Origin of the sequence: Amaricoccus sp. (assembly GCF_017995835.1) — a bacterium.
Taxonomy (GTDB): domain Bacteria; phylum Pseudomonadota; class Alphaproteobacteria; order Rhodobacterales; family Rhodobacteraceae; genus Amaricoccus.
On sequence record NZ_JAGOID010000092.1, the window covers coordinates 1 to 13144 of the forward strand.

At 72.5% G+C, this 13144-nt stretch carries 23 protein-coding genes; 19 read left to right on the forward strand and 4 right to left on the reverse strand.

Annotation, left to right across the window (positions count from 1 at the left end; genetic code table 11):
* Window positions 1–334: 334 nt before the first annotated feature.
* Genes KBA23_RS13005 through KBA23_RS13020 form a run of 4 tightly spaced genes read right to left on the reverse strand, consistent with a single transcriptional unit; the run spans window position 335 to window position 1897 of the window.
* Window positions 335–685, reverse strand: a complete 351-nt coding sequence (locus tag KBA23_RS13005) for a DNA adenine methylase (protein WP_290741601.1) — start codon at window positions 683–685, stop codon at window positions 335–337.
* Between the two features lie 14 nt (window positions 686–699).
* A complete protein-coding gene (locus KBA23_RS13010; protein ID WP_290741603.1) occupies window positions 700–990 on the reverse strand; it encodes a hypothetical protein in 291 nt (96 codons plus the stop codon).
* Entirely contained in the window at window positions 987–1337 is a 351-nt protein-coding gene (locus KBA23_RS13015) for a hypothetical protein (RefSeq protein WP_290741605.1), read from the reverse strand. The genes KBA23_RS13010 and KBA23_RS13015 overlap by 4 nt, the downstream gene beginning before the upstream one ends.
* A gap of 17 nt (window positions 1338–1354) precedes the next feature.
* Window positions 1355–1897, reverse strand: coding sequence for a helix-turn-helix transcriptional regulator (locus KBA23_RS13020; protein ID WP_366935315.1), 543 nt, complete (start codon window positions 1895–1897; stop codon window positions 1355–1357).
* Window positions 1898–2257: 360 nt separating this feature from the next.
* Here KBA23_RS13020 and KBA23_RS13025 point away from each other — a divergent pair, with 360 nt between their 5' ends.
* From KBA23_RS13025 to KBA23_RS13115, 19 genes are all read left to right on the forward strand, one after another.
* Window positions 2258–2686 (forward strand): hypothetical protein, encoded by a 429-nt coding sequence (locus tag KBA23_RS13025; RefSeq protein WP_290741607.1) that lies wholly within the window; start codon window positions 2258–2260, stop codon window positions 2684–2686.
* Entirely contained in the window at window positions 2683–3075 is a 393-nt protein-coding gene (locus tag KBA23_RS13030; protein WP_290741609.1) for a helix-turn-helix transcriptional regulator, read from the forward strand. Before KBA23_RS13025 ends, KBA23_RS13030 begins: the two co-directional genes overlap by 4 nt.
* Window positions 3072–3326 (forward strand): hypothetical protein, encoded by a 255-nt coding sequence (locus tag KBA23_RS13035; RefSeq protein WP_290741611.1) that lies wholly within the window; start codon window positions 3072–3074, stop codon window positions 3324–3326. The genes KBA23_RS13030 and KBA23_RS13035 overlap by 4 nt, the downstream gene beginning before the upstream one ends.
* Window positions 3323–4216, forward strand: a complete 894-nt coding sequence (locus tag KBA23_RS13040) for a ParB/RepB/Spo0J family partition protein (protein ID WP_290741613.1) — start codon at window positions 3323–3325, stop codon at window positions 4214–4216. Before KBA23_RS13035 ends, KBA23_RS13040 begins: the two co-directional genes overlap by 4 nt.
* On the forward strand, window positions 4213–4983 hold the full coding sequence (locus KBA23_RS13045; protein WP_290741615.1) for a hypothetical protein: 771 nt from the start codon (window positions 4213–4215) through the stop codon (window positions 4981–4983). Before KBA23_RS13040 ends, KBA23_RS13045 begins: the two co-directional genes overlap by 4 nt.
* Window positions 4980–7106 carry a transposase domain-containing protein gene (locus tag KBA23_RS13050; protein ID WP_290741617.1) on the forward strand — a complete coding sequence of 709 codons (2127 nt, stop codon included), beginning with the start codon at window positions 4980–4982 and terminating at the stop codon, window positions 7104–7106. The genes KBA23_RS13045 and KBA23_RS13050 overlap by 4 nt, the downstream gene beginning before the upstream one ends.
* 63 nt (window positions 7107–7169) lie before the next feature.
* A complete protein-coding gene (locus KBA23_RS13055) occupies window positions 7170–8525 on the forward strand; it encodes an AAA family ATPase (RefSeq protein ID WP_290741619.1) in 1356 nt (451 codons plus the stop codon).
* Window positions 8522–8887, forward strand: a complete 366-nt coding sequence (locus KBA23_RS13060; RefSeq protein ID WP_290741621.1) for a hypothetical protein — start codon at window positions 8522–8524, stop codon at window positions 8885–8887. Before KBA23_RS13055 ends, KBA23_RS13060 begins: the two co-directional genes overlap by 4 nt.
* Window positions 8884–9555, forward strand: coding sequence for a DUF3164 family protein (locus KBA23_RS13065; RefSeq protein WP_290741623.1), 672 nt, complete (start codon window positions 8884–8886; stop codon window positions 9553–9555). Before KBA23_RS13060 ends, KBA23_RS13065 begins: the two co-directional genes overlap by 4 nt.
* The gene (locus KBA23_RS13070) at window positions 9555–9794 is read left to right on the forward strand and encodes a hypothetical protein (RefSeq protein ID WP_290741625.1); all 240 of its coding nucleotides are present in this window, start codon (window positions 9555–9557) and stop codon (window positions 9792–9794) included. The genes KBA23_RS13065 and KBA23_RS13070 overlap by 1 nt, the downstream gene beginning before the upstream one ends.
* A complete protein-coding gene (locus KBA23_RS13075) occupies window positions 9791–9967 on the forward strand; it encodes a hypothetical protein (RefSeq protein ID WP_290741627.1) in 177 nt (58 codons plus the stop codon). The genes KBA23_RS13070 and KBA23_RS13075 overlap by 4 nt, the downstream gene beginning before the upstream one ends.
* On the forward strand, window positions 9952–10242 hold the full coding sequence (locus tag KBA23_RS13080; protein WP_290741629.1) for a hypothetical protein: 291 nt from the start codon (window positions 9952–9954) through the stop codon (window positions 10240–10242). The genes KBA23_RS13075 and KBA23_RS13080 overlap by 16 nt, the downstream gene beginning before the upstream one ends.
* Window positions 10242–10454: a hypothetical protein gene (locus tag KBA23_RS13085; RefSeq protein ID WP_290741631.1), complete on the forward strand. Its 213-nt coding sequence runs from the start codon at window positions 10242–10244 to the stop codon at window positions 10452–10454. The genes KBA23_RS13080 and KBA23_RS13085 overlap by 1 nt, the downstream gene beginning before the upstream one ends.
* The gene (locus KBA23_RS13090; protein ID WP_290741632.1) at window positions 10451–10915 is read left to right on the forward strand and encodes a regulatory protein GemA; all 465 of its coding nucleotides are present in this window, start codon (window positions 10451–10453) and stop codon (window positions 10913–10915) included. Before KBA23_RS13085 ends, KBA23_RS13090 begins: the two co-directional genes overlap by 4 nt.
* Entirely contained in the window at window positions 10912–11136 is a 225-nt protein-coding gene (locus KBA23_RS13095) for a hypothetical protein (RefSeq protein WP_290741634.1), read from the forward strand. Before KBA23_RS13090 ends, KBA23_RS13095 begins: the two co-directional genes overlap by 4 nt.
* Window positions 11129–11500, forward strand: coding sequence for a hypothetical protein (locus tag KBA23_RS13100; RefSeq protein WP_290741636.1), 372 nt, complete (start codon window positions 11129–11131; stop codon window positions 11498–11500). The genes KBA23_RS13095 and KBA23_RS13100 overlap by 8 nt, the downstream gene beginning before the upstream one ends.
* 170 nt (window positions 11501–11670) lie before the next feature.
* The gene (locus KBA23_RS13105) at window positions 11671–12288 is read left to right on the forward strand and encodes an N-acetylmuramoyl-L-alanine amidase (protein WP_290741638.1); all 618 of its coding nucleotides are present in this window, start codon (window positions 11671–11673) and stop codon (window positions 12286–12288) included.
* A complete protein-coding gene (locus KBA23_RS13110) occupies window positions 12285–12608 on the forward strand; it encodes a hypothetical protein (RefSeq protein WP_290741640.1) in 324 nt (107 codons plus the stop codon). The genes KBA23_RS13105 and KBA23_RS13110 overlap by 4 nt, the downstream gene beginning before the upstream one ends.
* A complete protein-coding gene (locus KBA23_RS13115; protein ID WP_290741642.1) occupies window positions 12605–12943 on the forward strand; it encodes a DUF2730 family protein in 339 nt (112 codons plus the stop codon). The genes KBA23_RS13110 and KBA23_RS13115 overlap by 4 nt, the downstream gene beginning before the upstream one ends.
* The last annotated feature ends 201 nt before the right edge of the window (window positions 12944–13144 follow it).

A 13144-nucleotide genomic window follows, 5' to 3' on the forward strand; every position in this document is an offset into this window, starting at 1 on the left:
CTGAGGCCCGCCAGGTTCAAGTCATCGATATCTGGTGGGGCTCCTGCCATGCCCGCATGGATTCAGAAATCCCTGCGCTTGTGGATCCCCTATCGACACAACCGCCCACCTTTTTGCCCCGGTTACCATTGCGACGGCGTAACGACTTGAACGGACGAAGAAAAATGAGGCGGCGCGCCGAGTCGCGCAGGCCGCGCCGCCCGTCGGAACTGGGATGGCAGCATCCCAGTTCGTCAAACAGCATCCCAGTTCCCGAAAAACGCCGTGTTTCCGGTAGGTTGGCCGTGACGCGCCGGCGGCCGGAGCGGCGGCGAACTGGGATGCTGTTTTCGGGTCAGAGGCGGCTCACGAGCAGCTCGGGCCGGGTCGCGGCAGAGCCGGTCCGGGAGCCGACGGTGTAGGTCGTCGAGACCTGCTGCCGCTCGAACGCGGCGAAGAGATCGCGGGTCTCGGGGGTGTCGTTGATCGACATCAGGAAGCGGCCGCGGAGGGCGGCGAGGCGTTCGGCGAGGCGGGCGAAGTCGGCGCGCGCGAACATCGCCTTGCCGTAGTCCGTCTCGCTGCCCCAGTAGGGCGGGTCGAGGTAGAAGAGCGTCCCCTCGCGGTCGTAGCGGTCGAGGCAGTCCGACCAGTCGAGGCATTCGATGACGACGCCCGCGAGGCGGGCGTGCAGCTCCTCGAGCATGGGCTCGAGGGTCGTCAGGTTGAAGCGGCCGGGACGGTCGATGGCGACGCCGAAGTTGCGGCCGGATTCGTCATCCGAAGGACACGCGCCCGGTCGTCGGTGTCGACCGCGTAACTGAACGCGTCGAGGTCGTCTTCGGTGAGGCAGGCCGGCGCCATGTGATCGCGGCGCTCGCGCACGATCACATGGCCAACCCGACCGTCGGCGGGCCGGTAGAGGTGGCTGAACCCTTCTTCCTCGGCGAGGGTCGGCAAGGCGGCGGACAGCGCGGCAGCTATGGCAAGGGAAATGAGCCTGGTCGTCAAGCCCGGCGCTCCTCGCGGGCGGCGCACCAGCCGCGGACGCGCTCGAGCTGCATGTCGGTCAGGGCCTCGAGGTCGGTGACGGCGAACTCGGCGCGGGCGAAGCTCTGCCAGGCGAGCGGGTCGCCGCGGAGGCGGCAGGACGTCACGATGAAGTCGATCGCGGAGATGCTGAGCATGCGGCGATCGCCGCGGCGCGCCGGCCGGGCGGGGGCCTGGTGGATGGTGACCATGCCGCCGTGCACGATCACCTGCCGCGCGGTCGCGGACGGCGCGGGCGCGGGCAGGTCGGCCGCCGCCTCGCGCATCAGGCGCACGATCCTGTCCTCTGGTCGCTCCGGTTCCCGCATGGCTGCCCGCTCCTTCGTCACGATGTCTTCACCAACCTGATGACCCTGTCTCTGGACGAGGCGTCGCCTTCTTCCAAGAGGTCATAGGCCGCCAGGATTAATCCGGCGCGCCGGGCCGCGGAGATCGGCGGCAGGCCGACGAGCCCCTCGTTCACCGTGGCGATCGCCCGCGCCAGGCGGTCGAGATCGTCGCGATCGCGGGCCGCGCCGGCGGCGATTTCGGCCTGCATCAGCCGATCTATCTCCTCGCCGACCTCGCCCATGTCGAGGACGGGCCCGAACTTGCGGCGGACCTCGCGAACCAGCCCGAGCCCGGGCGTGCGGCGGCCGTTCAGGACGTACACGATGTCGAAACCGATCTTCTCTATCTCGGCCAAGTATTTGGTATCAGGCGAGTTTTCGTCGGTCTCGTAGCGACGCTGCGTCTTTCGGTCGATGTCCAGCATCCCAGCCAGCTTCTGCTGGCTGATCGAGAGGCGCTCTCGCTCCTCCTTCAGTCGCGTTCCAACAGAGGACATAATTGACCCAACTCCCGTTGACATGGGGAAAAAATGTCGCATACTTTGCGTAGAGGCGGCGTCCCGCCCCGACGTTGAGGTTAACAATGGCAGATAACGAGACACCCTTCCAGCCGGGTGCGATCCTGCACGACGCCATCATGGGCGCGTTCCGGGCGCGGGGCTGGAGCTTCGAGGGCTGGCTGATCGAGAACGGGATCAAGCCGGCCACCGCCCGCGGCGTCACACATTCGGCCAGTCGAAGGGGCCGGTCGGAAAGGCGCTGCTGGCGCGGATCGTCGAGGCCGCAGGGCCCGACGTCGTCAGGGCCGGCTATCTCGGCCGCCTGCATCGCCACGTCGAAGAGGTGCACCGGTCGCAGAGCCGGATGGAGGCGGCGAAGGGCCGCCAGCGGCGGGCGTCGTGAGCGGGTTCGGGGCGCGGCTGCGCGAGGAGCGCCGGCGGCTGGGGCTTTCCCAGTCTGCGTTCGGCGCGCTGGCAGGGGTCAAGAAGAACGCCCAGTTCAACTACGAGGCCGATCGCCGGGCGGCCGACGCCCGGTACCTGACGGCCGCCGCCGCGCACGGCGTCGACGTCCTCTACCTGCTCACCGGCCGGCGCGAGGGCGCGCCCGCCATCGAGATCCGCCCCGCCGGCGCGGCTGCCGAGCCGCCGGCGGGGCGTGAGCCCGCCAGCCCGCGCGTCACCCCCACCGACCGCGCGGGCTGGCGCAGGGTTTCCGGCGCGCTGCGCCGGTTCGAGGCGAGCCGGACCGCCGACGTCGTCGGCGCCGGGATCGTGGCGTTCCTCGCCTACGCCGTCCTGTTCGTGTTCATGGGGGGCCTCGGATGACCGACAGCATCGGCACGCGCCTGCGCTCGGAGCGGCGGCGGCTCGGGCTCGGGCAGGAAGCCTTCGGCGCGCTGGGCGGCGTCGGCCGGGCGTCGCAGGTCGGCTACGAGGCCGATCGCCGGGCGCCCGGCGCCGACTATCTCGCCGGGATCGCGGCGCACGGCGTCGATGTCCTCTATGTGGTGACGGGCCGGCGGACGCCGGTCGCCACCGTGGCGCCGGGGGCGCCCGCGGCGGCGCGGCCGCCGGTCGAGCCGATGTCGCCGGACGAGTTGTGGCGGTTCTTCGCCGCGGCGGCGGACGAGCATGCGCGGTCGTGGGGGCGGCTGTCGGATCTCGCCGACGAGATCGGCCAGTACCTCGGCGTCACCTACGGGGGGCGGCCGTGAAGGACTGGAAGCTGCGCGAACGGCCGCACGGTTACGTGGTGGTCAACGGTTCGGGCGCGGTCGTCAGCCCGGGGTTCGGCACGCGCCGCGACGCGCTCGCCTGGTGCGAGCGGCGGGCGCAGGCGCGGCCGCCGAAGCGGCGGCCGTGCCTCGGCTGCGGCAAGGCCTTCGACAGCGACGGCGCGCACAACCGCCTGTGCCCGGCCTGCGGGACCGGCCGGGTGCGGCCGTCGCGGGCGGTGCTGACATGAGCCGGGCGGTCTTCGTTCCCACCGTCGCCGAGCTGCGCCTCGACCAGATCGAGGTGACGGACGATCGGCTGCGGCCGGTCTCGCCGATCGCCGTCGAGGCGATCGCCCAGTCGATCAAGGAGAACGGGCTGCTGTTCCCGCTGATCGTGCGGCGGGTTCGCGGCAGCTTCGAACTGGTCGACGGCGGGCACAGGCTGGCGGCGCTGCTGACGCTTGGCCGCGAGGTCGCCGCAGTGCGCTGCTACGAAGGGCCGGCGGGGCCGATCCGCCAGATGGAGATCGACGCGAACCTCGCGCGGGCGGACCTGTCGGAACTCGACCTCGCCATCCACATGGCGGCGCGCCGGCGGGAATACCTCGCCGAGCATCCCGAGACGGCGCAGGGCATCGCCGGCGCGCTGGGGCGGTGGGATGCAAGTGCCGACCCGGCACTTGCATCGTTCGTCGGGCTGACCGCCGAGATTACCGGTCTCAACAAGCGCCGCGTCTACAAGCTCGTCTCGGTCGGCGCCGTGCTCGACAAGGTCACCGCGGAGAAGCTGCGCGGCGCGCCGAACCGGCTGTTCCTGAACGATCTGCTGGCGCTCGGCCGGGCCGAGCCGGCGCGGCGGACGGAGGCGGTCGAGGCCTTCGCCGCGGGCAAGTTCCCCAAGCTCGCCAAGGCGCTCAAGGCGCAGGGGGACGAGCCCGCGCCGAAGAAGGACCCGGCCGAGCAGCAGATGCTGGCGCTGGGGGCGGCGTGGTCGCGGGCCTCGGCGGCGGGGCGCAAGCGCTGGATTGCGGACGTGTTCGCGCAGCTGGCGCCGATGGTGGCGGCGGAGGCGCGCGGCCGCCACGAGGCGGCGGCGGCCGAGCTGATGCAGCTGATCGACGAAGGAGGCGCGGAATGACGCAGGTGGTGAAGCTGCGCCTCGATCTCGACACGCGCGCGGGGCGGGCGGCGATGCGCGCCTGGCTCGACGCGACCGAAGACACCGAGACCCCGGCCCGGAGCAATCCGACGCCCGCACCCGAGGGCGAACACGATCCTGTGCGCGCAAGCGTCAACCGTCCTTCCGGAGCCGGGACCCATGAGGAGGAGGGAACAGGATCACCCGGGCGCGGCCACTGCGAGAGTGTGGCGCCAATGGCCGGGCCGGATGGCGCGGAAGCCGACGCGGGGCCGGTTCCGATCGAGGAACCGGACGCCGGCGCCGTCGTCGAAGCCCCCCTTGAAGGCCCCGTCGAAGGCCCCGTCGAGGATGTCGTCGCGGAGGTCGTCGGGGAGGCCGAAGAGGCGGCCGTCGGGGAGGTGCTGCCGGCAGGGGACGATCCCGAGCGGCCGTGGACGGAGGAGCTGAGGCGCGAGGTGTGGCGGCGGTGGCAGGATGGCCAGCGGCCCGGCGTCATCGCCCGCGCCCTGACCCTGCGCGCCCCGCGGGTCTACATGCTGGTCGCGGACTGGAAGAGGGGCGCGCGGCGGCAGCCGGAGGGCGAGAAAGCGACCGCCACGGCGCTCGTGCCGGTGAACGCGACGGCCGGGGCGCTGGCGCTGGCGGCGCGGCGGCCGGCGCAGGACGAGGGCATGCGGGCCCGGCGGCTGGAGGAGATGGCGCAGGCCGAGCGCGATAAGTTCGTGGCGCGCTCGCTGGTCGAGGACCCGGAGACGCAGCCGTGACGCGCCTCGCGCCCGGGCGGGAGTGGTGGACGGCCGAGGACCTGGCGGCCAGCGGCCTGCCGGAGGTGCCGGCGACCAAGCGCAACGTCAACGCCATGGCGGATCGGCTGTCCTGGCGGGCGCATCCGCAGTTCGCGCGCCGGCGGCAGGGCCGCGGCGGCGGGTGGGAGTATCACTGGAAGCTGCTGCCGGCGGCGGCGCAGAGGGCGCTGCTGAAGGCGGCCTGCGGCCCGTCGGCGCCGGGGCCGTCGGATCGCGGCGAGACCTGGGCGTGGTTCGAGCGCCTGCCCGAGGCGGTGAAGGAGCGGGCGCGGCAGCGGCTGCGGATCGTGCAGGAGGTGGAGGCGCTCGGCCCGGCCATGGGCCGGCACCACGCCGTGCACGCCGTCGCCGCCCGCGAGGGGGTCGCGGCACGGTCGGTCTGGGAATGGCTCGGGCGGGTCGACAGCGTGGACCGGGCGGACTGGCTGGCCTGGCTGGCGCCGCGGCATCGCGCCGCGCCGGGGCGCGGCAAGGAAGCGGCGATCGAGCCGGAGCTGTGGGAGCTCCTGAAGGGCGATTTCCTGCGGCCCGAGGGGCCGAGCTTCGCCACGGCGTTCCGGCGGGCGGCGAAGATCGCGTCCGCCCGCGGCTGGGAGGTCCCGCACGAGCGCACGGCGCGCCGGCGCATGGCGGAGATCCCGCGCGTCACCCGGGTCTTCGCCCGCGAGGGGCTGGCGGGGCTGGAGAAGTGCTTTCCGCCGCAGACCCGCGACCGCAGCGGCATGGTCGCGCTCGAGGGCGTCAACGCCGACTGCCACAAGATCGACGTGTTCGTCGCCTGGCCGGGGGTCGAGGCCCCGGTGCGGCCGCAGATCGTCGGGTTCCAGGACCGGTATTCCAACAAGATCCTCAGCTGGCGCGTCGACCGCGACCCGAACAAGGTGGCGGTGATGTCGGCCTTCGGCGAGATGGTCGAGACCTGGGGCATCCCGCGGCACTGCACCTTCGACAACGGCCGCGAGTTCGCCAACAAGTGGCTGACCGGCGGCTCGGCGACCCGGTTCCGGTTCAAGGTGCGCGAGGACGATCCGCTCGGCGTGCTGCCGCAGATGGGGGTCGAGGTGCACTGGGCCCGGCCGCGGCACGGCCAGGCCAAGCCGATCGAGCGGGCGTTCCGCGACGTCGCCGACAACGTGGCGAAGGACCCGCGCTTCAGCGGGGCCTATGTCGGCAACCGGCCGGACGCCAAGCCCGAGAACTACGGTTCGCGCGCCATCCCGCTCGACGAGTTCATGCGCGTGCTCGAGGAGGGGATAGACGAGCACAACGCCCGGGACGGGCGGCTGACCGACACCGCGCGCGGCCGCAGCTTCGACGCGACCTTCGCCGAGAGCTACGAGACCGCGCCGATCCGCAAGGCGACCGACGAGCAGCGCCGGCTGTGGCTGATGGGCCAGCAGGTGGTGAAGCTGCACGCCAAACACGGCCAGGCGACGTTCCTCGGCGGCGAGTACTGGTCGGACTGGATGAGCGAGTACGCCGGGCAGCGGGTCGTCGCGCGCTTCGATCCCGAGGACCTGCACGCGGGCGTCTACGTCTACGGCCTCGACGGCGGCTTCCTCGGCCATGCGCCCGCGAAGGTGAAGGCGCCGTTCTACGACCTCGCCAGCGCCCAGGCGCATGCGAAGGAGCAGGCGCGGCGGCGGCGCGAGGAGCGCCGGCGGCTCGCCGAGGTGCGCCCGCGCAGCGCCGCCGACGTCGCGGCCGCGCTCGACGCCGTTCCGCGCCCGGCGCCCGCGCCGCTGGAGGCGAAGGTGGTGCAGCTCGCGCAGCTGGCGCAGCGGGCGCGCGGGCCGCTGGTCGAGCGGCCGCTGCCGCAGGTCGAGGAGACCGCCGAAGAGGCCGAGCGGCATTCGGCCTTCGTGGTCGAGTTCCGCCGCGAGGCGCAGGCGGCGGAGGCCGCGGCCGAGGAGACGTCGGCCGACCGGTTCCGCCGGGCGCTGGCGATCGAGGCGCGGTCCGAGGCCGGCCAGCCGATCGGCGCGGCGGAGGCGGCATGGGTCGCGGTCTATCGCGACACCCCGGAGTACCGCGCCACGCGCGCGCTCTACGACGAGTGGGGCGAGATCGCGATCGGGTGAGGAGAACCGGCGGGGGGCAGGCAAGGCCCCCACGCCGGGATGCGAAGCAACGGAGACCTATCGATGACAGAAGAGCCGGTGATCTACAACAGCGTCGCGCCGCTGCGGAACGTGCAGGCGATGGCGCAGCTCCTCGACCGCGTCCAGAAGCGCGACCGCGACCTGCCGGGCATGGCCTGCTTCTACGGGCCGAGCGGGTTCGGCAAGACCACGGCGGCGGCGTGGAACGCCAACCGGACGCGCGCCTACTGGGTGCAGATGAAGTCGGCCTGGACGGCGAAGAAGCTGTGCTCGTCGATCCTCGAGGACGTGGGCATCGTGCCGAAGCGCACGATCGCCGACCAGGTCGACCAGATCAGCGACGAGCTGGCGAAGTCGGGCCGGCCGCTGCTGATCGACGAGGCCGACTATCTCGTCTCCCGCGGCATGATCGAGATCGTGCGCGACATCTACGAGAGCTCGAAGGCGACCATCGTCCTGATCGGCGAGGAGGGCGCTGCCGCAGAAGCTGCAGAAGTGGGAGCGGGTGCACGGCCGCATGCTCGACTGGGTGGCCGCCCAGCCCGCCGACCTGCGCGAGGTCGGGATCCTCGCCGGCATCCGCTGCAAGGGGACCGATCTCGACGAGGACCTGCAGAAGCTGATCCTGACCGCCTCGAACGCCAGCGTGCGGCGCATCTGCGTCAACCTCGACCGGGTCCGCGAGCATGCGCGCACCCGCGGCCTGAGCCGGATGGCGGCGGCGGACTGGGGCAAGAGCGACTTCTTCACCGGGGCGGCGCCCGCGCCGCGGAGGATCTCGGCGTGAGGCGGCCGGCGGACAGCGCGATGGCCGCGCCGCGGCAGGCGATCTGGACCGAGGCGCGGCGGCGGCCGCAGGCGGTGTCGGCCTGGGTGATCGCCGAGCGGACCGGCGTCCTGCGCAAGACGGTCTCGGACTACCTGCGCGCGCTGGAGCGCGCCGGCCACCTGGCGCTGGTCATCGACGCCGAGGCCGAGGGCGACCGGGTCTACGTGCTGGTGCGCGACACCGGCCACGAGGCCCCGCGCGTGCGCCGCGACGGCTCGGCGGTCGCGCAGGGCGGCGGCGTCGAGGCGATGTGGCGCACCATGCAGGTTCTCGGCGAGTTCACCGCGGCGGAGGTTTCGCACCACGCCACCACCGAGCGCGGCGCGGTCAGCGAGGCGACGGCCGCGACCTATGTCTCGGTCCTCGCCAAGGCCGGCTATCTGCGCAAGGTGCGGGCGGCGCAGTCGCGGCTGGCGCGGCCGGCGGTCTACCGCCTGGTCCGGCGCACCGGCCCGAAGCCGCCGCAGGTGCAGCGGGTCAAGCGGGTCTATGATCCCAACACCGGCGAGGTTCACGGCGCGGAGCCGGAGCCGCACGGCGCCCGCCCGCGCGCCCTGGAGCCGGCATGACCGGCCCCGTCGAGATCGCCCGGGCGGCCTGGGGCGCGGCGCTGCCCGACTGGGTGGCGCGGCTCGCCGCCGAGTGCGCCGCCACCAGCCAGAACCGGGTGGCGGTGCAGCTCAACCGCTCGCCGACCGTGGTCAGCCAGGTGCTGCGGGCGAAGTACCCGGGCGACATGGCCGCGGTCGAGGACATCGTGCGCGGCGTCTTCGAGGGCGCGACCGTCGAGTGCCCGCAGCTCGGGACCATCCCGTCGAACGACTGCCAGGACTGGCGGCGCAAGAGCCTCCGGTTCTCGTCGGTCAACAGCCTGCGCGTGGACATGTACCGCGCGTGCAACCGCTGCCCCAGAAACAGGAGGGAAGAATGAGCCCCGAGACGATCCAGACCACGATCCACCCGCCGGCCGCCGTGCCGTCGGGGCGGACCAATGTCGACGGCAGGGAGATGGTGCACGGGCCGGACGGCGCGCTGCTGCCGGTCGGCACGGTGAAGCCGCAGCACCTGATGGAGGACGAGCTCGTCCGCCAGGAGATCGGCCACGCCATCGCGCTCTCCGAGCAGATCAGCCGGTTCGCCGGCCACGTCCACGACAACATCGGCGCGTTCGAGGCGCTGATCGCCGAGCGCTACGGCGCCAAGGTCGGCGGCAGGAAGGGCAACAAGACCCTGATGAGCTATGACGGCCTCTACAAGCTCACCGTCCAGGTCGCCGACAACGTGGCGTTCGGGCCGGAATTGCAGGTGGCGAAGGCGCTGGTCGACGAGTGCCTGACCGACTGGAGCGCCGCCTCCGGAGACGAGCTGAAGGCGGTCATCACCCGGGCCTTCAACATGGACCGCGAGGGCCAGGTCAACCGCGCCGCGCTCTACTCCCTGCTGCGCCTCGACATCGACGACCCGCGCTGGAAGCAGGCGATGCAGGCGATCCGCGACGCCATGCGGGTGGTCGGCTCGAAGCTCTACGTGCGGTTCTACCGGCGCGCCGACAGCGCGGCCGCGTGGGAGCCGGTCTCCATCGATCTGGCGAGGGCGTGATGATGACGATCGACCACGAGACCCGCATCGGCGCCACGACGCAGTCCCTGCTCGAGCAGGCGGTCGAGGACGATGGCATCGCCTCCGCGATCGTGATGGCGGCGGCCTGCATCGAGGCGGCCGAGGCCTATGGCGCGGCCGACCCGGCGCTGGAGCTGGAGCGGCGGCTGGGCGGGTTCCGGGCGGCGGCGCGCGAGGCGCTGGCCGAGATCCTGCGGCGCGAGGGAGAGGCGGCATGACCGGCGTGCGGGACAGCCTCGTCACCTCGGCGCAGCGGCCGGAGGTGAAGCTCGCCGAGGCCGAGTTCGCCCTGCGCGGCCTGCGCCGGGACCTGGCGGCGGCGCGGCGGCTGAACCTCGGCCTCGGCGTCGTCGCCCTCGTGATGGGAGCGCTGGCATGGGCGGCCTGGTGATCCGGGGCCGCCAGCGAAGCCGCAAGACCGCGCAGGAAAGGGAGCGCCAGATGCACAGTTTCGACCACATGCCGCACGACCGGGGCCCGAAGGAGCCGGTCATGCTCGACCGCTACGAGATCCTGACCATCTGCGACGCGCTGGCGCTGCTGGCCGATCGGATGAGTCCCGAAGCCCACATGGAGGACCGCGGCGTCATGACCCTCTCGGCCCGGTTCGATGCTCTCGCCGCCGCGGCGATCGACGCCCTCGGCGGAACCGGGGCCGGCTCGTGATGGCTGGCCTGGCGGTCTCCGTCACCGCGGTCGCCGCCTATGCGGCGACGACCGCCGCCGTGCTCGCGGCCGCGCTCTGGGGGCACGGGGTGGCCGAGGACGGGCAGGACGCGCGGAAGTCCGGCGCGCTCGGCGTCGTCGTCGGCCTCGCCACCGTCCAGGCGCTGCTGTGGGCGCATGTCGGCGCCGGGTTCGGGGGGGCGCTGCGGTGAGCGCCCGCAATCTCCAGCGGCTGGTCCATGTCGGGTGCCGGCAGCTCGGGATCGACGCGGAGCTGCGCCACGACATCCAGCTCGCCGCCACCGGCAAGGCGAGCATGGCGGAGATGGACGAGGCCGAGCTGAAGCTCGTCGTCGGGGCGCTGGAGAGCCGGGGCTTCAAGCCCGGGTTCAAGGGGGCGTCGAAGGGGGGCCGCGCGCCGGCCCCGCGGGCGGACCTGCGCTATGCGCACGTGCTGTGGGGGCTGCTCGCGGCGAAGGGTGCGGTGCGCGCGCCGGGGCGCGACGGGCTCAACGCCTTCGTCGCCAAGCGCTTCGGCAAGGCCTGGGGAGCCACGCCGATCGACGTCGACGCCTTGCGGGACTGGCGGCAGATCGCCGACCTGGTCGACGCGCTGAAGGCCTGGTGCAAGCGCGAGGGTATTCCGACAACACAAGGGGAGTCGTCAAAGTGACAGATCAGCTGCTGCGGGTGGCCGACGAATACCTGAAGGAAATAATCGTCATGGAACCTGGCAGCAGGCTCCATCGTCTCGTCGCTCGCCTCTGTGACACGTACTACGATGACCTGACCGACGAACGGATCGAACAGGTCGAGCGCCTCGTCGACACGTTTCGGCTCACCCATGCGGACGGGCTTTCCCTTGCGCTGCCCGCGCCCGAGGCCGATGTCTGACGGGCTCGCCGTCCAGATCGCGGGGCTGATCGGGGAGGAGCTGACGCGGCTCCTGCTCAAGCGCCGGGGCGGCTGCCAGATGGTGGTGCCGGTGAAGGCGCAGGGTTCGCTGATGGCGGAGATCATCGGCGAGGAGGCCACCGGGGAGATGATCCGCGGCCTCGGACCCGGGCGGATCACGCTGCCCTGCGCCGACCAGCGCGGGCCGCGCGCCCGGCGCGCGGAGGCCAAGGCGATGCTGCGGGCCGGCGCCAGCATCCAGCAGGTGGCGCTGGCCTGCGACCTGCACACGCGCACGGTGAGCAAGTATCGCGCCGAGATCAACGCCGAGGCCGGCGACACCCAGATGCGGTTTTTCTTTTGACGAGAGGCCCGGGCGCGGCATAGTTCCGCCGTCCGTGCGGGCCCCGCCCGCCACCGAACCGCCCCCCGCCTCATCCCGCGAAACCATCGCCCCCGAATGCCGTCAGAGGCTACCGGGGCCGTCCCGCCGCCTAAGGTCGCGCTCGTCACGAAGCAAGCGCGGGGGCCCCGATGAGCCGGGCGGCGATTTCTCTGATCCAGACGGGCCTGCGCGACCTCGGCTACGAGCCGGGGGCGGTCGACGGGCTTTGGGGGGCGAAGACGCGCGCCGCCGTGGTCGCGCTGGCCGCCGCCGACGGCGGGGTCGCCGGTCAGGTCGCGCCCGAGACCTCGGCGGAAATCCGGCACGGGGCGCGGGTCGTCGACGAGATCGTCGTGCACTGCGCGGCGACGCGGCCGGAGTGGATGGAAGGCGCGACGATCGCCGCGAAGCGCGCCGAGATCGACCGCTGGCACAAGGCCAACGGCTGGGCCGGGATCGGCTATCACTGGCTGATCGACCGCGACGGCAAGGTGATCGCCGGCCGGCCGGAGGCGCAGGTCGGCGCGCATGTCGCCGGCCACAATTCCGGCACGATCGGGGTCTGCCTGATCGGCGGGCACGGCAGCGCCGAGACCGACCCGTTCGCCCGCAGCTTCACCGCCGCCCAGGACGTGGCGCTGCGCCAGCTGATCCAGGCCATCGGCATGCGCACGCGCATCCGGCGGATCAGCGGCCACAACGAATACGCCGCCAAGGCCTGCCCCGGTTTCAACGTCCCCGCCTGGCTGAAGGGAGCCTCCCGATGAACCTGATCCTCTCCGCGGTGCTGCCGCCGCTGCTCGACATCGCCGGGATCGCCGTCGCCGCGGCGCTGATCCGGGTCTCGCTGATCGCCAAGCAGCGCTGGGGGATCGAGATCGAGGCGCGCCACCGCGAGGCGCTGCATTCGGCGCTGATGTCGGGGGTGCGCGCCGCGCTCGCCGGCGGGCTGACCGGCCAGGCCGTGGTGGACGCGGCGATCCAGCACGCCGCGCGCAGCGTGCCCGACGCCATCGGCCGTCTCGGGCCGACGGCCGCGGTCCTCACCTCGATCGCCGAGGCGAAGCTCCGGGAGGCGGTCGGGTGAACATCCCGGTCGACCTGACGCTGTCGGCGGGCGTCATCGTCACCGTCCTGCTGGCCATCATCGGCTGGCTGCAGATGCGCTGGGGGGCGCTGTCGAAGCGGGTCGACGACCAGGCCGCGCGGGTCGAGGGCCATGCGGCGCGGCTGACCAGCGCCGAGGCGGTGATCCGCACGCTGCCGGCGCGCGACGAGCTGCACCGGATCGAGGTGAGCCTCGCGTCGATGTCGGGCGACATGAAGACCGTCTCGGCGCTGCTCGCCGGCCAGCGCGATCTGATGCAGCGCATGGAGTCCGTCGTCGCGCGCCACGAAGACCACCTGTTGACGAAGAGGTAACCGCCCGTGACCGACTATGCCGCCGCCCGCCAGAGGCACGTCCGGCTGGCGATCCTGCGCCACCTGGAGGGCTCGAGCGAATACACCTCCAACACCTCGATCCTCGGCGACGTGCTGCGCGGGGTCGGGTTGCCGTGCACCCGCGCAGCACGTCGCCGAGGATCGAGGTGTTGGAGGTGTATTCGCTCGAGCCCTCCAGGT